Annotated in this window: 25 protein-coding genes and 1 riboswitch; of the genes, 4 read left to right on the top strand and 21 right to left on the bottom strand. The window is 39.5% G+C overall.

The window, feature by feature from the left end; all coding sequences use genetic code 11:
• Positions 1 to 54: 54 nt before the first annotated feature.
• Positions 55 to 1872, bottom strand: coding sequence for an LTA synthase family protein (locus PLANO_RS13185; RefSeq protein ID WP_038704904.1), 1818 nt, complete (start codon positions 1870 to 1872; stop codon positions 55 to 57).
• 171 nt (positions 1873 to 2043) lie between these two features.
• On the opposite strand from PLANO_RS13185, the gene PLANO_RS13190 reads away from it, so the two are divergent.
• Positions 2044 to 2667, top strand: coding sequence for a flavodoxin family protein (locus PLANO_RS13190; protein ID WP_038704905.1), 624 nt, complete (start codon positions 2044 to 2046; stop codon positions 2665 to 2667).
• A 50-nt stretch (positions 2668 to 2717) separates the two neighbouring features.
• On the opposite strand, the gene PLANO_RS13195 is transcribed toward PLANO_RS13190, so the two are convergent.
• From PLANO_RS13195 to PLANO_RS13215, 5 genes are all read right to left on the bottom strand, one after another.
• Entirely contained in the window at positions 2718 to 3248 is a 531-nt protein-coding gene (locus PLANO_RS13195) for a histidine phosphatase family protein (protein WP_038704906.1), read from the bottom strand.
• Positions 3249 to 3377: 129 nt separating this feature from the next.
• Positions 3378 to 3842 (bottom strand): 6,7-dimethyl-8-ribityllumazine synthase, encoded by a 465-nt coding sequence (ribH, locus tag PLANO_RS13200; protein WP_038704907.1) that lies wholly within the window; start codon positions 3840 to 3842, stop codon positions 3378 to 3380.
• A 22-nt stretch (positions 3843 to 3864) separates the two neighbouring features.
• Positions 3865 to 4485 (bottom strand): 3,4-dihydroxy-2-butanone-4-phosphate synthase, encoded by a 621-nt coding sequence (ribB, locus tag PLANO_RS13205; protein WP_081976662.1) that lies wholly within the window; start codon positions 4483 to 4485, stop codon positions 3865 to 3867.
• Between the two features lie 17 nt (positions 4486 to 4502).
• Positions 4503 to 5132, bottom strand: coding sequence for a riboflavin synthase (ribE, locus tag PLANO_RS13210; RefSeq protein ID WP_038704908.1), 630 nt, complete (start codon positions 5130 to 5132; stop codon positions 4503 to 4505).
• Positions 5133 to 5414 (bottom strand): hypothetical protein, encoded by a 282-nt coding sequence (locus PLANO_RS13215; protein WP_038704909.1) that lies wholly within the window; start codon positions 5412 to 5414, stop codon positions 5133 to 5135.
• 62 nt (positions 5415 to 5476) lie between these two features.
• Positions 5477 to 5647, bottom strand: a riboswitch (FMN riboswitch).
• Positions 5648 to 5779: 132 nt separating this feature from the next.
• On the opposite strand from PLANO_RS13215, the gene PLANO_RS15900 reads away from it, so the two are divergent.
• Positions 5780 to 6103 (top strand): CHY zinc finger protein, encoded by a 324-nt coding sequence (locus PLANO_RS15900; protein WP_081976663.1) that lies wholly within the window; start codon positions 5780 to 5782, stop codon positions 6101 to 6103.
• 75 nt (positions 6104 to 6178) lie between these two features.
• Here PLANO_RS15900 and PLANO_RS13220 read toward each other — a convergent pair whose 3' ends face one another.
• The 7 genes from PLANO_RS13220 to msrA all read right to left on the bottom strand — a co-directional run bounded on the left by PLANO_RS13220 (position 6179) and on the right by msrA (position 10624).
• Positions 6179 to 6667, bottom strand: a complete 489-nt coding sequence (locus tag PLANO_RS13220; protein WP_052124321.1) for a GNAT family N-acetyltransferase — start codon at positions 6665 to 6667, stop codon at positions 6179 to 6181.
• Positions 6668 to 6705: 38 nt separating this feature from the next.
• The gene (locus PLANO_RS13225; protein ID WP_038704910.1) at positions 6706 to 7530 is read right to left on the bottom strand and encodes a metallophosphoesterase; all 825 of its coding nucleotides are present in this window, start codon (positions 7528 to 7530) and stop codon (positions 6706 to 6708) included.
• A gap of 52 nt (positions 7531 to 7582) precedes the next feature.
• Positions 7583 to 7987: a VOC family protein gene (locus PLANO_RS13230; protein ID WP_038704911.1), complete on the bottom strand. Its 405-nt coding sequence runs from the start codon at positions 7985 to 7987 to the stop codon at positions 7583 to 7585.
• Between the two features lie 76 nt (positions 7988 to 8063).
• Entirely contained in the window at positions 8064 to 8849 is a 786-nt protein-coding gene (locus tag PLANO_RS13235; protein ID WP_038704912.1) for an ABC transporter permease, read from the bottom strand.
• Positions 8846 to 9727 carry an ABC transporter ATP-binding protein gene (locus PLANO_RS13240; RefSeq protein ID WP_038704913.1) on the bottom strand — a complete coding sequence of 294 codons (882 nt, stop codon included), beginning with the start codon at positions 9725 to 9727 and terminating at the stop codon, positions 8846 to 8848. The genes PLANO_RS13235 and PLANO_RS13240 overlap by 4 nt, the downstream gene beginning before the upstream one ends.
• Positions 9724 to 9918: a PLD nuclease N-terminal domain-containing protein gene (locus PLANO_RS13245; protein WP_038704914.1), complete on the bottom strand. Its 195-nt coding sequence runs from the start codon at positions 9916 to 9918 to the stop codon at positions 9724 to 9726. Before PLANO_RS13245 ends, PLANO_RS13240 begins: the two co-directional genes overlap by 4 nt.
• Before the next feature lie 25 nt (positions 9919 to 9943).
• Positions 9944 to 10624 carry a peptide-methionine (S)-S-oxide reductase MsrA gene (gene msrA, locus PLANO_RS13250; protein WP_038705461.1) on the bottom strand — a complete coding sequence of 227 codons (681 nt, stop codon included), beginning with the start codon at positions 10622 to 10624 and terminating at the stop codon, positions 9944 to 9946.
• A 154-nt stretch (positions 10625 to 10778) separates the two neighbouring features.
• On the opposite strand from msrA, the gene PLANO_RS13255 reads away from it, so the two are divergent.
• Entirely contained in the window at positions 10779 to 11363 is a 585-nt protein-coding gene (locus PLANO_RS13255) for a protein-L-isoaspartate(D-aspartate) O-methyltransferase (protein WP_081976664.1), read from the top strand.
• A 49-nt stretch (positions 11364 to 11412) separates the two neighbouring features.
• On the opposite strand, the gene PLANO_RS13260 is transcribed toward PLANO_RS13255, so the two are convergent.
• Positions 11413 to 12609 carry a MalY/PatB family protein gene (locus PLANO_RS13260; protein ID WP_038704915.1) on the bottom strand — a complete coding sequence of 399 codons (1197 nt, stop codon included), beginning with the start codon at positions 12607 to 12609 and terminating at the stop codon, positions 11413 to 11415.
• Positions 12610 to 12703: 94 nt separating this feature from the next.
• Positions 12704 to 14812 carry a type IA DNA topoisomerase gene (locus PLANO_RS13265; RefSeq protein WP_038704916.1) on the bottom strand — a complete coding sequence of 703 codons (2109 nt, stop codon included), beginning with the start codon at positions 14810 to 14812 and terminating at the stop codon, positions 12704 to 12706.
• A 137-nt stretch (positions 14813 to 14949) separates the two neighbouring features.
• On the opposite strand from PLANO_RS13265, the gene PLANO_RS13270 reads away from it, so the two are divergent.
• The gene (locus PLANO_RS13270; RefSeq protein ID WP_038704917.1) at positions 14950 to 15627 is read left to right on the top strand and encodes a Rossmann-fold NAD(P)-binding domain-containing protein; all 678 of its coding nucleotides are present in this window, start codon (positions 14950 to 14952) and stop codon (positions 15625 to 15627) included.
• 38 nt (positions 15628 to 15665) lie between these two features.
• Here the strand turns inward: PLANO_RS13270 and PLANO_RS13275 are convergent, their stop codons facing one another.
• Genes PLANO_RS13275 through PLANO_RS13300 form a run of 6 tightly spaced genes read right to left on the bottom strand, consistent with a single transcriptional unit; the run spans position 15666 to position 19213 of the window.
• Positions 15666 to 16442: a sulfite exporter TauE/SafE family protein gene (locus PLANO_RS13275; RefSeq protein WP_038704918.1), complete on the bottom strand. Its 777-nt coding sequence runs from the start codon at positions 16440 to 16442 to the stop codon at positions 15666 to 15668.
• 59 nt (positions 16443 to 16501) lie between these two features.
• The gene (locus PLANO_RS13280) at positions 16502 to 16729 is read right to left on the bottom strand and encodes a sulfurtransferase TusA family protein (protein ID WP_038704919.1); all 228 of its coding nucleotides are present in this window, start codon (positions 16727 to 16729) and stop codon (positions 16502 to 16504) included.
• 38 nt (positions 16730 to 16767) lie between these two features.
• A complete protein-coding gene (locus PLANO_RS13285; RefSeq protein ID WP_038704920.1) occupies positions 16768 to 17895 on the bottom strand; it encodes an MBL fold metallo-hydrolase in 1128 nt (375 codons plus the stop codon).
• A gap of 39 nt (positions 17896 to 17934) precedes the next feature.
• Complete coding sequence (locus PLANO_RS13290) at positions 17935 to 18492, bottom strand: sulfurtransferase TusA family protein (RefSeq protein ID WP_038704921.1); 558 nt, start codon at positions 18490 to 18492, stop codon at positions 17935 to 17937.
• 42 nt (positions 18493 to 18534) lie between these two features.
• Complete coding sequence (locus PLANO_RS13295; protein ID WP_038704922.1) at positions 18535 to 18831, bottom strand: rhodanese-like domain-containing protein; 297 nt, start codon at positions 18829 to 18831, stop codon at positions 18535 to 18537.
• A gap of 16 nt (positions 18832 to 18847) precedes the next feature.
• Positions 18848 to 19213, bottom strand: a complete 366-nt coding sequence (locus tag PLANO_RS13300) for a rhodanese-like domain-containing protein (protein ID WP_038704923.1) — start codon at positions 19211 to 19213, stop codon at positions 18848 to 18850.
• Positions 19214 to 19215 lie beyond the last annotated feature (2 nt).

The following is a 19215-nucleotide window of genomic DNA, read 5'->3' on the forward strand; positions in this document are numbered from 1 at the left end:
ATCCATACTTACTTATTATTCACTTTAACAGCTTTTCTTGAATTATGGGAATTCTTACTCTGTATAAACTTTCAATAACGTATCTGCATAGTTCATTAAGGTTTCTGTATCTTTCATGTGTTTTTTAGCTTCACTATTTTTACTGCGTATTTCCATCGTTTCTAAATCGTATAAAACATCCGATAATTTAGCTCCCGATGCTTTATAAAATTGTTCGGATTGAATATATGAGCCACCTGGTAAATAATAGCGCATACCTAACAGATTCTTTTTATACTGAAATAGGTTATGCCCCATCATTGGATGATCATAATCGACTCCGAGCAAAGCTAGCACCGTCGGCATAATATCTATTTGACCACCAAGACGCGTCATTTCTATTTCGTCAAAAAGATTGCCTCCTGTAAATAGCAAAGGAATGGTGAACTGATCTTTTAATGAATACTCATGTCCTAAAAAACCACTTAATAATTGACGATCTTCTTCTGTTACTAGGCTCCCATGCATTCCGGAATGATCTCCTAAAATAACGATCAACGATTCATCATAAATCCCTTGGTCTTTTAATTCTTGGATGAACGAGCCTATTTGCTCGTCTACATAACGAATAGATTGCAAATAATTGCCGATATACATTTCTTCATATTCAGATGGAAGATCTAAATATTGCATAGTGTCTGGCATTTCGAATGGTGTATGGCTAGTGACTGTGACAATATTGGCGTAAATCTGCTCATACGTCTCGAGCTGTCGTGGCAATTCACCTACTACAAAATCGAATAGCACTTCATCTGCAGGTCCAAAGCCAACTTCTTTAATGCTCGGAATGTCTTCACTCGAAAATACCTCCTCGTAGCCAATAACAGGATAAAGCACGTCACGGTTCCAAAATGTTACGTCATCGGCATGATATGTAGCTGATCCGTAAGCATTTTCTTTTAAGGCTCTAGCTAATGATGGCGCCTCTTTTCCTGAAAGACTATTTGATGTTGGAATCATGCCTTGTGGGTAAAGTCCGGTATTTACTATCCACTCCGCATCAGAAGTCGTCCCAGCCCCTATTTGCTGAAATACATTCGAGAAATAAGCACTTTCACTTAGCAATTGATTGAGATTTGGGGTGATTTCTTGGTTATTTACGGTTTTTCCTATGACGAAATTTTGCAGCGATTCGACTTGTATAACGAACAAATGACGTCCTTCAGCAACTCCAAAACTATCATGATCACGAACTTCTACAAATGTATTGCCTTTCAGTTCTTCTAATTCTCTTTCCGTTAATTTACTCGAAGAAGCATGAGCGCTATCTGTTGACCGCTTATACACTTGAGCTACTTGCGACTGCAAATACCCATGCTCTTTCGCAAAATACGAAACATCAATAATTGACTGCTGAAGAGCATAGACTGTTGTGATTGCACAAATCGTCACGATTCCAACAGCTACGTACTTGATCGCAAAAAGCTTTGCTGGTTTTTTCCAGCGCCGTACTAAAAACAATAGCAGCACAGCATCGAGGAAAAATAAAAAATCCCAAGGATTCGACAGCATGGTAATAGTACCACCAACCGAACTAGACTGCGTCAATTGTTGCAAATCGTAATAAGACGGAATCGTCGAGTAATAGCGCATATATAACGTGATTGTGAAAAAGATAACAGAAACCAAAAAATTAAATAGCCAGACTGCGCGCCATATTTTCTTACGAGCGATTACTAAAACAATTGTCAGCAGTAATGCCCACATCGGAAATTCGATTAGGAGAATGTTCCATACTGATTTTTCATTAAAAATAAGCACACGAAAAGCACTTACTTTTATTAATAATAAGAGATAAATAAAGACATATGGCATAAAATCTGCTTTTTTCATTCGGAGCACCTCTTTTCTACAGACGAAAAATATATTTGAATGTTGCATATATTCAATTTAAAAGGGAATAAAGAAAGGTATAGTGTTATTCAACCTGTCAGCAGGTCATAAATAAAGCAGTCAAAGTATTGGTTTTGTCATTGAACCTGACTAACTAAAGGGAGCGATTCGATGCAAGCAATAAAAGCACTTTTTATCAACACTTCATTAAAAAGTTCAAAAGAACCTTCCCACACGGACGAGTTTATAAAAGACGTTCAAGTTCACTATAATCAATTAGGTGTAGAATCTGAAGTTGTTCGTTTAGCCGATCACGCGATTGCCCATGGTGTTCAACCAGACATGGGTGAAGGTGATGAGTGGCCTCAAGTTTTTGAAAAAGTAATGGCCGCAGACATTGTGATTATCGGTACTCCTTTGTGGCTTGGTGAAAAAAGTTCGTTAGCAACGCAAACAATCGAACGTCTTTACGCGAGCAGTAGCGTGACGAACGATAAAGGACAGTCTATTTTCTACAACAAAGTTGGCGGTGTGGCAATCACCGGAAATGAAGATGGTGCCAAACATGCAGCAGCTTCTGTTCTTTATGCACTTTCTCATATTGGATTTGTTGTACCACCAAATGTTGATGCTTATTGGGTCGGTGAAGCAGGACCTGGTCCATCATATATGGATACGAAAAAAGATAATGAGTTTACAAAAAAAGCGATCAGACGACTTGCTTATAACACGTATCATTTTGCAGGTATACTTAAAAATAACCCAATTCCAAGTGAAGGAAATACACTTGAATAATTTCGATTAAACAAACTGACAGCCAAATTGCTGTCAGTTTTTCTATGTAATTATTTCCACAAACGGACTACAGAAGTATTCTCGTCACTTATTGTCACTTTAAAAACATCTGGATTGGTCAGTTTTTTCCATGCTAAAAAATCATATTGCGGATCAAATTGTTTTAATAGTAACCCGAGCAAGTTTCCATGAGTCACCGCAGCGGTTCCGTCTTTCATATCATTAAATGCTGCCATTGCACGGGTTGTTGCTTCTTTACCCGATTCGCCTCCACTAAATTTCAATTCATCATCAGTAAAGGACGCTTTTAGTTTCTCCATCCAATCTGGTAAATCTTCAGAACTTAATATGCGTTCAGCTAAGCGGTCGTCTATTGTAATCGACAAATTCAATTGCTTAGCTATCGGCTCAATAGACTGAATGGCGCGCGTGAACGGACTCGAAACAATATATTTGACTTGTCCTTGCTGCATAAATTCAGCCAAATCCTCTGCCTGTTTATTTCCTATCCCTGTTAACTGTGCATCTGGTGCCTGACCAGTCGCTTGGCAATGTCTAATTAGATAAATGGTTTTGTTCATAATTCTCCACCTATTCATTAATACTTTACAACTATTTTATCCTAAGCTACGCCTGTTATATCACACATTCCCCAAATCACATTTTCTAACCTCAAAAAAACTCCCGAGCATAAGCTCAGGAGTAATCATTTATAATTTTTTCATCAAGTTCGCCATTTCAATAGCGCCTGCTGCTGATTCCCAGCCTTTGTTGCCTGCTTTTGTTCCTGCACGTTCAATTGCTTGTTCAATTGAATCTGTAGTCAATACACCAAAGATCACTGGGATATCTGCATGGTCACTTGCTCTTGATACGCCTTTAGCAACTTCGCTACAAACATAATCAAAATGAGGAGTTGCGCCTCTGATAACTGTTCCTAAAGTAACGATGGCATCATAATCCCCACTCACTGCCATCTTTTTCGCGACAAGCGGAATTTCGAAAGCTCCAGGTACCCAAGCAATCGATACATCATCTTCTGCAACACCGTGGCGTTTTAAAGCGTCTTCTGCACCACTTAATAATTTACTTGTAATAAATTCATTAAAACGTCCAACAACTATACCAATTCGTAATCCTTCACCGTTTAAATATCCTTCAAAATGTACAGTCATGCAATCCATCTCCTCTAGTAGATTAATAAGTAGTCAAGTTTTGCTGTTCTTGTTGGTACGTTACTAAATCTTTAATCGTCAATATACCTAAACCAAGTCGTTCCGCCACATGCAACAAATCGTTTACTCGCGCCATCGTTCCATCAGCATTCATAATTTCACAGATAACTCCTGCTGGAGGCGAACCTGCAAGCTTTGCTAAATCTACTGCTGCTTCAGTGTGTCCCGTCCGTTCTAAAACGCCTCCATCTTTTGCGATCAAAGGAAAGATATGACCCGGACGTTTAAAATCAGTTGCTTGAGCATCCGATTTCACTAAGCTAGTAATCGTGTGAGAACGTTCAAACGCACTAATTCCTGTGGTTGTGTCTTTATGATCTACACTGATTGTAAAAGCAGTTCCATATTCATCTGTATTGTGGTCCGTCATAAGACCAATCTGTAAGTTTTGAGCGATTGATTTTGCAATTGGTACGCAGATTAATCCTCTTCCTTCAGTCGCCATCAAATTGACGATTTCAGGGGAAGCGAATTCTGCCAATGCAACAAAATCACCTTCATTTTCTCGGTCTTCATCATCAATTACGATGATGGCTTTACCATTCTTTAAATCTTCGATAGCTTTTTCTACCGTATAAAACATTTGTTTTGCGCCTCCTTTTAAAATCCGTTTTCTGCTAACCAGCTTCTACTGATTTTCGGTTCTGCTGTTTGAATTCGCTCAGTATACTTTGCTAGTAGATCACATTCGATATTGACCTTTTCACCAATCCCTTTTTCTCCTAATAGCGAATCTTCTTGCGTTGTCGGTATAAGAGAAATTGTCACGGTATTATGACCAAGTGCAAAAATTGTCAAAGAAGTACCGTCTACTGCGATTGATCCTTTTAGCATCATATACTTCATCAGCTGAGGCTCAAGCTCTATTGTTTTCGTGATTGCATTCGCTTCTTTTTTCACAGAACGGATAACGCCGACGCCATCAATATGACCACTAACAAAATGGCCACCGAAACGTCCGTTAGCTGGCATAGCGCGTTCTAAATTTACCCGAGAACCTGCTTTCAACCCAATCATCGTTGAAGATTTGACCGTTTCGGGAATCACGTCAACGGTAAAGGTACGAGAAGTGAATGTTGATACAGTTAAACAAACGCCGTTAATGGATATACTGTCTCCGCGCTTAACGTCTTCTAAAATTAGCGCACAGGAAATGGTTAACTCCATTGCTTGTGGCTTAGAGCGAACTGAGGCAACATGTCCAAGTTCTTCAACAATACCTGTAAACATTTAGGCACACTCCTCCATTCTGTTCGCTAAAGCGTATTCAATTTTTGTCTTACGAGTTTTCGGGTGCTTTCCACCATGGGGCGTATAGGTGGTGAGGAAAGATTTTTGCAGAAGAGTTTGAATCCATAACTTAATGTGCCCTGCTTCTTTATCAAGATAGCCAGTTGAATGGCTATTTTTCGTACCTTGAAAAAGCTCGTTTTCCACAGAGGAAATGAGCAGGTTTAAAGACCGTTGACTAGTATTTCCAGAGACTACTCCCTGATAAAGGTGTTTGGTCATACAAATTCCTCCTTTCAATTTCAACACATTGAAAAGAAGAGGCACATAACGAAGCCGATCTCTACATTCTTCTCCCATCCAGACTTTAACTGTCGGTGCCGGAGTTTCACCAGCTCCACCGCTTGAACGCTCCAAACATAGTGGCCTATGCTTGCCATCGTCCAACCGGGTCACGGACTTGCAGTTTCCTGCTCACCGCCGGTAAGGAATTTCACCTTGCCCCGAAGAATTAGATTCGTAGTTTCGTCTATTTAATAGTAGCATAGAAAGAAACTGAACCATATAAATCAAACTGATTATTTCCAACAAATGCTTTTCTGCCGTAACGATTTCCATTAAATTTGAAAAGGAGGCTTGGATAGGACATGACTCACTATCAACGAGTAATAGGGATTGAAGTAGATGCGGAAACTCGTTGCATCCACTACCACTCCCCTATTGACCGGATTGCGATAAAGTTTTTTTGCTGCCAATCATATTTCCCTTGCTTTGAATGTCACCAAGCTACAGGTTGTGGTGAGCATCAAGTATGGCCGAAAGAGCGGTTTTCGGAAAAGGCAGTGTTGTGTGGCACATGCGGGTCTGAATTATCCATCACGGAGTATTTGTCGTGTGCATCCACCTGCCCAAACTGCTCTTCGCTGTTTAATCCCGGCTGCAGCTTACACAAACACCTTTATTTTGAGTAAAGTAGACATCCACCTGCGAAGATTTGCCAACTGAATTGATTACGCCAACTCAAAAAGCCAAGTGAGAGTTTCTTCTCACTTGGCTTTTTGGGTGTGTAAGGACATGACAATGTGCTCGCCTTTAGAACGCATGATTCGCCTACCCGTATCTTCAAACCCCGCTTTATGGTATAAGCGCTGTGCAGGGATATTGCGAGCATTGACTCCTAATACTACCTGGTCAAACTCGGGAAACTCCATTTCTAAAAACTCGGGAAGCGCATAAATAGATCCTGTCGCGATTCCTCTTCCCTGATATTTAGGATTTACCGAAAATCCTCGGAGCAGTAATGCTTTTGGATTGTTCGAGTATTTTTTTCGATCATCTGATTCATCCAATTCGAAAAAACCCGCGTCTTCTCCCCGTGCTCGAATGATAATAAAATGCTTTAGCGGATCTTTTGCATCTTTTTCAATAATTTCTGTAGGCAGCCTTGTAAACTCTAATTGATGTGTCGGCAAATCATAGCCGAGCAATCGTTTCGAAGAATAACGATGCAATGTTACTTCTCTTTTTTTAATCATTCGAGAAGCCCCCCCTAGTTTTTATTTGATAACTATCTCTATTCTTTTTTCAATGTCACAACAACAACTTCGGGACGATTGAAAATTCGAATGGGAAAAGTACTATTCCCCAACCCACGACTAACGACCATTTGCGATTGATCTTCCTCAAAAACTCCTTCTGTTACTTTTGGAAACCATCCTTGTCCAGATGCATACAACCCGCCAATACCCGGAATACGCACTTGCCCGCCGTGAGCATGTCCAGCGAAAACAACATCAACTCCAAATTCGGCATAAGTAGATAAGTATTCAGGACGATGTACCAATAACAAAGTAAAGTCATCGGTCAAACGAGCAGATTCAAGAGAATCATGCATAACCTCATCTTCGTGCTTTGTAGGTTCGCTCAATGGATCATCAATTCCCGCAATCTGAATCGTGTCCCCATCCTTTTCCCATTCCACTGATTCGTTTGCTAAAACAGTAACACCGCGTTCTTGCAAAGCAGCCGCAATTTCTTCTACTTGATTAGAAGCTATTTCATGATTTCCGGTGACATAGTATACTTTATTCATTTTTACCAGTTCATCTATTATTACTAAGCTAGCTGACAAATCAAAGCGGTTACTATCGATAAAGTCTCCTGTCAAAAAAATAGCATCTGGTTTGACAGACTGTATTTCCTCTATTAAATTAGATTGATTTTTTCCAAAAGTCGCATTGTGTAAATCAGATATTTGAACAATTTTAGCCCCGTCAAAAGCAGCTGGCACCGCTTCAGATACTATCGTATATTCAGTGGTCTCTATCCACTTATTACTGCTCCAAACGCCACCCCATAAGACTAGTGCGAACAAAATAACGAGTATGATTTTCTTCATATGCGATTTGCCTCTATTCTATTTTAATTTTGTTGACCGCATCACATAAACATTAGACATGAAGATCTGTTCTAGTCGGTGCGACAATTTCTAATTTTAAACGATCGGGTCCTTCAAAGAAAACTGCATAATATTCAGGACCTCCCGCATAAGGATGGAGTTCTTTATATAAAATTCTTGCTCCTAGTTGTTCTACTTTCAAAGTCATTTCGTCTACATGCTCACGTGATTTCGCGTGAAATGCTAAGTGATTTAATCCTGTTTCTTTACGGTGGTACGGAACCTGTAAAAACTTTTCTTCTGTTTGTACAAAAACAAGATAAGTAGCGCCTGCCTTGTAACTAACTCCCTCTTCCCATTCTTGAAACAACGAATAGCCTAGTGGTGGCAATAGTTTACTGTAAAAAGATTTGGCTTCTCCCAAGTGTGAAACGTTAAGTTCAACATGATGCAGAATATCTAACAGCTCCTTTATGTTATTTTAACAGCTCATTAGAAGTAAAGCGTAAACCAACTCATCATAAAGCTTCCAACTAAACTTTAGTCTTTGCTTTATTTCTTTTTGCTATCCAACTTCCAACAGCAAATAAAAGAACCATAATCAAAACAGCTATGCCAATAGCTCCCCATAGACTTCCCCTATCAGGTGCGCCTGTTAACCACTCTATACCATATTGAGGGATCTTCACGGGGGAGAGCGTCCAGTTTAGTCCAAATAAACCATCAACTAATTGCAGGAGCAAATACGTAGCAAATGCTATTGCTGCAGCAAATCCGCTATTCGGCGCAAGTGCACTTGCGACCAGTACAAGTGTCATAATGAATAACACCCAAATACTATACGTTCCTACCAATTGAACGATTTTGACCCATTCAACTTCTCCAAAAAATAAAAATGTGTAATAATAGCCTGACAGAAAACCAAGCCAGATACTGACTAAAGAAATAGTAGATGCCATCGCCCATTTGCTTAAAAAATAAGCTCTAAATGACAGTGGTCGAACATATAGTAAAGTGGCAGTTCCACTTTTCCGTTCTCCGGCTATAGTTCCCATATAAGCTAAAATCAGCACGGCAACTCCAATCGTTTGGAATTGCTCCATGATTGCCGCTAGTATTTGTTCCGGGTTAGGTACTGGCAGTTCCAATACCGCACCTTCTGGTAATCCTCCAGAAGACTCCAAAATTTGTGGAAGAAAATAATTTATAGTAGGTTCAAGTATGCCTAAAAAGATAAAAATTGCAGGTATCCAGTATATTTTATAATTACGTGTATTTTCTAGCCATTCTTTTTTCAGTAGCATATAAAACTGGTTCATCGATCAGCAACCACCTTCAGAAAGATTTCCTCTAAAGAAGCCTCTTGAAATTCGACCCCTCTAACATCTTGCTCGGCAATAGATAAAGCATGGAGAACTTGCTGCATAGTTGGTCCTGCTTCAGAAACCGGTATCAAAATAAGATTTGTTTTGACCTCATGTGCCCATAGCTGATTGCTCATAAACTCTAACGCTTGTGTATGGTTTCCGAATTTTATCCGGATAGAAGGGTCGGCATGCTTTTCCTTAACTTTCTCTAAAGAACCTTGCTCAATCAAAAATCCATCTTTCATAAACAATAGCTGATCCGTCATTTCTTCCGCATCATTTAAAATATGAGTTGAATATAAAATGGTCGTGTCTTGTTGTAATGACTTTAACAAGTTCATAATTTCTCTACGTCCTGTTGGATCTAATGCCGATATTGGCTCATCTAATAAAAGTAATTTCGGCTGATGAACAATTGCCTGCGCAAGACCTAAACGTTGCTTCATACCTCCGGAAAAACTTCCTATCTTTTTTGTTAAGGAAGTTTCAAGTCCTACAAATTCCAAAGTTTTCACTGCTTGCAACCTTGCTTTTTTTGCTTCAATCCCACTTAGTTTAGCCGCCAATTCTGTAAATTCAATTGCTGTCAGCCAAGGAAAGAACTGGGGATATTGAGGAAGAAAGCCAATCGACAAATCTTTTTCCATCGTGATATTACCACTCGTCGGGGTTAACAAATTAGCCAACATCGACAAACTTGTTGTCTTCCCGGCTCCGTTTGGACCAATCAATGCAGTAGAAGTCCCTGCTTCAAGTATGAAAGAAAAATCTTTAACAGCGTTTTCTTCGCCATAGCATTTCGTTAATTTCTCTACTTCTACTATATTCAATAATTTCTCCTCCCAATTACAAAGTAAAGAATAGGTCCGAGAATATTGATGATGACAATAATAATCCCCCACATCCACTTTGGTCCATTTGGATTAGGATTCTTCACTAAATCTACTAAAGCGAAAATCATTAAAGCAAATTGAATAATAAAAAGTGGCACTAAAGCCATAATCATTGTAGTTTGATCCATCGATGAACCCTCCTTTCTATACCCCTTACCATTTCAATGATAAAAAAATATTTGTTAGAGAAGCTTTCTCAGCTTCTCCAATACTCCACTGATTTATCTCTTTTCGCATACTATCTTTTGTACCAAAACCTTTTACGAAGCCGTTTAATCGAGCCGCAAATATTGAGTCTACTAGCATTTCGCTGTTTGGATAAAGTGCTGTAAGCTGGTCAATCGCCTTCGGGTAGCGTTTTAAATAATATTTTTGATGGCGCTCTTCAGCTAGAGTAAACTGAGTAAAAGGAGCAATTTCCGTTTCTATCATTTCACCTAGTTCTACTTCCATTTCTTTTCGAATCGCTTCTATCATTTGTCTTTGTTCATCGTTGTGATAATGAAGTAAAGAAATATACTGTCTTCCTTTGTAATTATCTCGATTCGGGTAATGGTTTCGCCAAAACTCTCTCAGAATATCTGTATAGCTAACCACCTGTGGATCAAATTCGATTTGGATTGTTTCTGTGTGGTCGCCCATCTTTCGGTAAGTCGGCACCAATGATGTTCCACCTGCAAATCCGACACGCGTTCGCATAATCCCCGACATACTACCAAACCGCGCTTCTGGCCCCCAAAAACATCCCATTCCAAAAGTCGCGTTTTCCCAATTTTCTTGATTTGAATAAATCCCTTTTTCGATTGTCTCGATAGTCATTTGTTGATTTATCATCATGACAATCTCCTCCCCCAAAAATCTAGTAGCAAATACTATACAGCTTGCTGTCTTCCACTTAAAATTACTGTAACAAGACGTCTTAGAAAATGCATGATTTAAGCACTGCTTTGCTATGTATTTGCGTAGAAAAAGAAAGTAGGTAGAAATAATGGAAAATCGCAGAAAAGAGATTATTGCTTATTTCAGAGAAATGGATCGCAGCTATTTCATGGATTCCAATAAAGATCTTGCGTCATTCGACCATGCCCTGCCCATCGGATTTGAACAAACCATCTCACAGCCATCACTCGTTCTTGAAATGACCTTAGCACTCGATCTTCAACCAGGTCATAAAGTGCTTGAGCTAGGAACAGGTTCAGGTTTTCAAACTACATTACTAGCTGCTTTCGCAGATTCTGTCTTTACCATTGAACGAATTGAAGAATTACACAACCGTGCGAAAGAACGATTAGCTCGGTTAACGATCAAAAATGTCCACTTTAAGTTGGGTGATGGCAGCGAAGGCTGGCAAGAACAAGCTCCATTCGATCGAATTATGGTAACCGCAGCCGCTTCTAAAGTGCCAAAGGAATTGCTTGAGCAATTAAATAACGGAGGGAAGATGGTCATTCCAGTTGGTACATCTGTTGACCAAGAATTACTGTTAATCGAAAAAGATAGTAAAGGACAACTTCACACGACGTCTTTAAACAAAGTCTTATTCGTTCCGTTAAAAGGAAAGTATGAAATTTAATCAAACAAGGGGCAAACTCATTTTTTGAGCTTGCCCCTTGTTTGGTTCATTACTTTTTCGAAATATCTTCAAATTCTTTCGCAATTCTCTCTAAAGCTTCTTGAATAAGTGGTCGTGGTGAAGGCGTGCAAATTCGTTGATAAAACTCGCCTTCTTCACCGAACATATCACCATCTTCTAACAAGACATTAGCTTTATTATAAATCCGGTCGTGAATCTCTTTTGCCGAGATGCCGTACTCACTAAAGTCTAACCACATAATGTACGTACCTTCTGGTATCTCTACTTTAACTTGTGGCATCTTTTCTGCTAGAAATTCCTTTATATAAGTCATCGTGCCATCAACATAGTCTTTTAGCTGCTCTAACCAATCTTCGCCTTCCGTATAAACAGCGATTAATGCTGCAATCGCAAATGGTGATGCTAATTGCATGCCCATTTCAGTAGAGAATTTCGTACGCAACTCTTCATCAGAAATAACGACATTGGTGCAATGAAGCCCAGCCACATTAAAGGTTTTATTGATAGCTGTGCATGTAATGATATGATCATTGTGCGCCGCTACTTTCGCCATTGGCACAAATTTTTCGCCACGACGAAGCAAATCTCCATGAATTTCATCCGCCACAATTAAGACATTGTGTTCATGACAAATAGCAGCCATCTTTTGGAGTTCTTTTTCGTTAAAATTTCTTCCTGTCGGATTGTGTGGGTTGCAAAGGATAAACATCTTGGTGTTGTCGTCTTTTGCTTTAGTTTCAAAATCCTCAAAATCGATTGAATAGTAGCCAGCGTCATCTTTTGTCAATGCATTGTTGACGACGTGTCGATTATTCCCTTCAATGACAGAAGTAAAAGGTGGATAGACAGGTCGTTGAATCATGATGCCGTCTTCTGCATTCGTAAATGCTTTAACAGCAATGTTCAACGCATGAATAGTTCCAGGACTGTAAACAATATGCTCTTTTTCTATAGTCCAGTCATGTCGTTTTTTCATCCAAGTTTGAATCGCATTAAAGTATTCTTCGGGAAAAACAGAATAGCCATAGATTCGGTGATCAACTGTTTTGTGCAATGCGTCGACTAATGGTTGCGGTACTGGTAAATCCATATCCGCTGTAAATAACGGAATGGTATCTTCATCGTATCTTTCTGTCAGCCCGAATTGTTTAATCAATTCTTCGCCGTCCCATTTCAAAGAGTAAGTGCCTCTTCTATTAATCATTTCGTCAAAGTTATAGTTCATGTGAAACTCCCTTTCTTCCAGATCGGTTAGTTTACTGCTTCATTGATTATCGAAGAAATACGTGTGCTAGTTCAACTAAACCAGCTTCTGAATTTTAGAATTCCATTTTCAACTTTCCTTCTTCCAAAACAAGTTTCGCATTAAATTTCTTGCCATTTTTTGAAACAAAACCTTTAATGACAGGTGTCTTGCCTTTCGTACACAAATATTCGATTTGCTTGGCTGTTAATCGCTTTTTAAGGAATGTTGCCGGAAAAGACTGCTTGCAACCATTTGCGTATTCCGTACAATTATAAGAACCTCTTCGTGACACAATCATCCCTGTTTTGCACCTTGGGCAAAGCGCGATTTCGTCTTTTGCGTCAGGCGTTGCTAGTTGTGCTGGCAATCCATTTTTCTGCATTTGAGCCGGAACTTCATCGAGCAACTTCTGAATAAATTTTCCGATGGTAGCTAAGAAAACTTCAGCTGAACCTTCTCCGCGCCCAATTTTCTTTAAATAGGTTTCCCATTTTGCTGTCATAGATGGACTAGACAATAAGTTACCCTCGATCGATTGACATAAAATACGCCCTTTTCCCGTAATCGAAACAATATTTTTCGTAACCGAAATATATTCATGGCGCTTGATGGTTTCAATAATGCCACTTCTTGTCGCCTCAGTACCAAGACCTTCGATTTCTTTCAAAATCTCTGTGTCTTCTACGTCTTCAACAAACTTCCCGCAAGTCTTCATCATTGCGATTAATTGTCCTTCTGTATAAGGTTTTGGTGGCGTCGTCATGCTTTCTTTTATATCAATGGTACTCATTACGCGCTCTTGCTCATGCAATTCCGGCAACGAAGGCTCTTGCTTTGCTTCTTTAGCAACAGCAAATAGCTCTTTCCACCCTTTTTCAAGCTCCGTTTTCCCGGTCGTCAAAAAAGGTAAGCCTTTAACTTCTGTCGTTACTTTCGTTTCAGCATAACGATAATCTTTGTGGAACATCGCGAGTGTTGTGCGCAACACTTCCTCATACAAATTACGCTCATCTTTTGCTAATCCTTCAATTTTGCGCGCTGTCGGTATCGTTTTAGTCGGAATGATGGCATAATGCTCTTGAACTTTAGAACTGTCTACAAAACGCTTTTTAGGCGTTTTTGATGCGATTGGAAATGGCGCATGGATGATTTGCTGGTACTTCTCTACTTGCCCTGCCAAATAACTAAATTCACCAGGCGTAATATGTTGTGTATCGGTTCTCGGGTAACTAACCAATTTTTTCTCATAAAGACCTTGCATCACAGATAACACTTTCGCCGGACTATATTTCCACTTGCGATTGGCTGCTGCCTGCAAAGTAGATAACGAATGAAGTTGAGGAGGCGGCGTTCGTTTTTCAGCCGTTTTGACTTGTGTCACAACGCCCTCCTCTTTAGCTCCAATTGCATGCTTAGCAAGCAATTCCTCTGCTTCTTTACGCTCTTTTGCTCGCAACTTTACTTTGCCTTTGTAGCGACCTTTTTCTGCAACAAATAGACTCTCAATTTCATAAAAAGGTTCTGGCACAAATGCTTCAATTTCTTTTTCGCGCTGATAAATCAAAAAAACAGTAGGCGTCTGAACACGACCAATAGCGAATACTTCGCGTATGCCCTTTTCTTGAAGCAATAACGAATACAAACGAGATCCATTCATGCCAACAAGCCAATCGCTAATTTGACGCGCTTTTGCTTCTTGATACAATAACAAGTCTTGCTGGTTATCCCGCAACTCTTGAAAACCTTTTCTAACTTCATCTGCTTCTAATGAATTAATCCACAAGCGTTTAATTTTTTTGTTCTTGGCACCTGTATGGTAGTAAATACTATAAAATATATTAGATCCTTCCCGATCAACATCACATGCGTTGATGACCGTATCGGTTTGAAATATTAACTTTTTAATAATGCCAAATTGCTGTGCTTTGCCTCGCGCTATTTGAAATTGATAATTGCTCGGCAAAATTGGCAACGCAGCTAACGACCATTTTCCCCACTTAGGATCATAAGCCTTTGGTTCTTTTAACTCCACAAGATGGCCAATTCCCCAAGTGATATAAGCGCCTTCCGGAAAAATCGGATCTGGTGCAATTTCAATAAAGCCATCGCGTTTCGTTGACTTGAACGCCTCAGCATAGGCTTTGGCCTGGCTCGGTTTTTCAGCGAGTATCACTGGTTTCATGTGCGTCTCCCTTTCCTTTTGACCTTACTCTTATTGTACCCCTACAATAGAAGAATCAAAGCAAAAAGACATTTTTCTAAAAAATGAGGTATAGTAGATTTTAACCTAAAGAGACACTGACAAAGGAGTCGTTCATAATGAATAACAAAACTGCTTTACTAGCAGGAGCCGGTGGACTGGTTGGCAACGAAATGCTCCATATCCTATTAACCAGCTCACACTATAGCCATATTAAAATATTGGTTCGTCACCCGCTCGAAATCACTCATGAGAAACTGGAACAAATTACGACTGATTTCGATAAACTAGACGAGTATGTTCAACATTTTGATGTAGATGATGTTTATTGCTGTCTCGGCACAACCATTAAAAAAGCGGGATCACAAGAAGCATTCAAAAAAGTAGATTATAACTATCCCCTTAAAATGGCTGAATTAGCAGCGTCACAACAAGCAAAAAACTTTTTAGTCATTACAGCATTAGGCGCTGACTCTACTTCCAAAGTTTTTTATAGCCGTACGAAAGGTCAACTTCAATTGCGTCTAAAGAAACTAGGATTGACTGCGCTCCATATTTTCCAGCCTTCTTTACTATTAGGTGAGCGCAAAGAATTTCGCTTAGGCGAAAAAGCAGCTTCGTCGCTAAGCCCCCTTTTCAGTCGCTTTTTGAAAGGGAAAATGGAAAAATACAAACCTGTCGAAGCTAAATCAGTAGCATTAGCAATGTATGAAGTCGCTCAAATTGAGCGAACAGGAAACTACACTTATCCGTCCGATCGAATCGAAATTATAAGTAGAAAAAGCGCTGAAATATAAAAAAAAGAGGACGCCTTTAAAAGGCGTCCTCTTTTACATTAAAGAATATCTGTCCAGATTTTAATAGCTGTACCCAAAATCAATAAGGCCAAAATCCATTGAAGATATTTCGTATTCATTTTTTGTCCGAGCTTAGCTCCAAGTGGCGCTGCAATAATACTTGCCACAATCATAATAGATGCCGGACCGTACAAAATCTGGTCTGTAATAATTTTTCCGACGGTCGCACCGATTGATGACAAGAACGTAATAGCAAGGGAAGTTGCAATTGTCATCCGCGTTGGGATTTTCAATACAATGAGCATAATTGGTACCAAGATAAAGGCACCCGCTGCGCCTACAATTCCTGCTGCAATTCCGACCGCAAACGCTAATCCTGCGGCTAGCCATTTATTGAATGTAACTTGATCAAGCGGAATATCATCCACGCCTTTTTTAGGCATGAACATCATCACTACAGCAATTGTTGCTAATACAGCATAGACAATATTAATCGCTTGCTCAGACAACATGGTTGACCCGTAGCCACCGATAAAGCTACCGACTAAAATAGCACCACCCATATAAGCGATTAATGTTTTATTTAAATAGCCGCTACCACGATATGCCCAAACTCCGGCGATCGTTGCGAAAAAGACTTGGATGGCACTAATACCTGATACTTCGTGGGCACTAAATGCTGTGAAACCCAGCATTACTGGTATATAAAGCAACATCGGGTATTTGATAATCGAGCCGCCGATTCCTACCATTCCGGAAATAAAAGAACCAACAAAGCCGATGAGAAATATAACAATGATAAAATCTATGCTCATTTTACATCACCTTTCTAAAAGGGAAAAGGGTACCGTACCGATACCCTTTAATCCATCTATTAGCCTTTCTTAATCCAGAATTTAAAGACGTCGCCCTCTACTTGTGATTCCATTAGTTCGTGTCCACCTGATTTTGCCCATGCAGCTAAATCAGCTTGTGCGCCTTTATCAGTAGCTAAAATTTCAAGAACTTCGCCACTCTCCATTGTTTTCATTTCTTTTCTTGTTTTTACGATTGGCATTGGACATGCTAATCCTTTTGCATCTAATACTTTAGTTGAGTTCATCAATATCTCTCCTTTGAGTTGTTTGTAATTTTTTTTACTTAACGTACTGCGCAGCGATTAGGTCCAATTTCCATTTCGCGCTGTATTTCTTCATCTGGTGTGATCTGACCCATGTTTGTTTTGCGAATATCTTCGTATGCATTTGGTTGCGGCGGCAAGTTTTTTGTCACCATGTCACGGAATTCTTGCTCATCCGAAATGTTCAACCCGTGGTTTTCTTTAAACAAATCACCTAATTTTTTAGCCACGCTACCGTCTTCATTTAATTCATCAATAATCATGAAATGAGCGGGAAGAACAATAAGGTCATTTGCTAGATCCGGATAACGTGAATAAAGTGATTCTCTCAAATCGCCTACCCAGTCCTCAGCAAGACCTGCAAGATCCGGACGTCCGATTGAATCAATGAATAGAATATCTCCAGTCAACAAGTACTTGCTATCTACGATAAACGAAGTAGAGCCGATTGTGTGACCTGGTGAGTAAAGTGCTTCAATTTCAAGTTTCGAGTTGCCTATTGCCACTTCTAGACCGTTTTCTAAAGCCGCGTATTCAAATACGACTCCTTCTGCATCTTTTGACGGCAAGTAATATGTTGCACCTGTTGCTTCTGCAATTGCACGACCGCCAGAAATATGATCGGCGTGTAAGTGTGTATCAAATACGTGTTTGATTGTTGCGCCTTTTTCTTGCGCGAAGTCCAAGAAGATGGTTGCCATGCGAGTTGCATCGACTACAGCGGCTTCTCCTTCAGAGATTACCATATAAGACAGGCATCCCTTACCAAGACGTACAAATTGATATAATTCTCCGCCGTTGCTCAATTCACCGACTTTTACTGGTTCCAGATGCTCACTCCAGGCTTTCATACCACCTTCAAGATAAGCTGTTTGAACACCTTCTTCTGACAGCATTTCCGCTACCATAATAGAAGATCCTTCTTTTGCACAGACGACTAAAATATCTCTGTCTGTCGGCAATTCTGAAACCACTTCTTCGACGCCGTCCAATAAATCGAAATAAGGTATATTCAAATACTGGATATTGCCACCTTCAATTTTCCAATCTGCGAAGGCATCACCATTTCGTACATCTAAGATGAATAATGATTGGTTATTTACAACCTTTTTTGCTACTTCACTTGCTGTCATTGCTGTTACCGTCATACAAAATTACCTCCAGGGGTATATATTTGATTAAAATTTTTATACAGTCTTCCCTGTCCAGTCTCTCATGCCAGGTACTACGTTATAAAGTTTGTCAAAGCCTTTTTTAGCCATCAAATCTCCAGCAATTCCACTTCTGCGACCAGAATGACAAATGATAAAAATGGTCTCTTCTTTTTTCAACTCATCCATGCGTGTTTCCACTTCACCTAAGGCGATATGAACTGCACCTGGAATATGAGCTTCTTCAAATTCATCTTGTTCGCGAACATCTAAAATTGTTAGATTTTCATCTTTTTCAACTTTTTGAGCAAAATCAGATAATGCGATTTCAGGGATTGTAATAGTTTCTTCAGGAGATCCTGCACCATCTTTACGTAGGAAATGACGTAACACATCTCCTTCAGCTTCAGTGCCGATGTATTGATGTCCTGAGCTTTTTGCCCAAGCCTGGAAATCAGCTGTTGAGCCTTTGTCTGTTGCTTGAATTTCAAGTACTTTACCTGAATCCATATTTTTCATCGTTTTCTTTGCTTTTACGATTGGCATTGGACATGCCAATCCCTTTGCATCTAATGTTAAGTCAATTTGTACCATTAAATTTCCTCCTTGATATTCCGCCTGTTTTTCAGCAGCTTATTAGTTTGTTTCGCCATTCCAATTCAACATTCCGCCGTCCATATTCGTAACTTTATAGCCTTGGTTTTCAAGGAAACTAGTTGCTTGTCCACTGCGACCACCTGAACGACAAACCATAATATATTCTTGAGATTTATCAAGTTCACTTATGCGTGATTCCAATGATCCTAAAGGAATATTAATCGCGCTAGGAATTTTACCTGCTGCAACTTCGTCTGTTTCACGAACATCAATCAAATTGATGGATTGGTTACTTTCCAGTAATTCTTGAACTTCTTGAGTTGTCATAGTTTTCATGATAAATCTTCTCCTTTTATCTGCGGTAACTGCTCATTCCGCCTCTAATATTTGTAATTGCTGTAAAGCCGTTCTTTTTTAATATTTGGCTTGCTTTGCTACTACGCATGCCACTTTGACAGATGACTAATGTTTCTTTGTCTTTTGCTAGCTCATTCATGCGTTTCGGTAATTCATTCAATGGAATGTTTTTAAAGCCTTTAATATGATTTCCTTTGAATTCACCTGGCGTTCTTACATCGATATATTGCTTATCTTTCTTACCAAGTTGTGATTTCATTTCTTCTGTAGAAATCGATTGAACTCCTTTTGTAGGTGTAGTAAATCGATAAACCAACCAAAGAACAGCTGCTCCAACTATGAGCCATGTAATCCATTCCATAT

Source organism: Planococcus sp. PAMC 21323, assembly GCF_000785555.1.
GTDB lineage: Bacteria > Bacillota > Bacilli > Bacillales_A > Planococcaceae > Planococcus.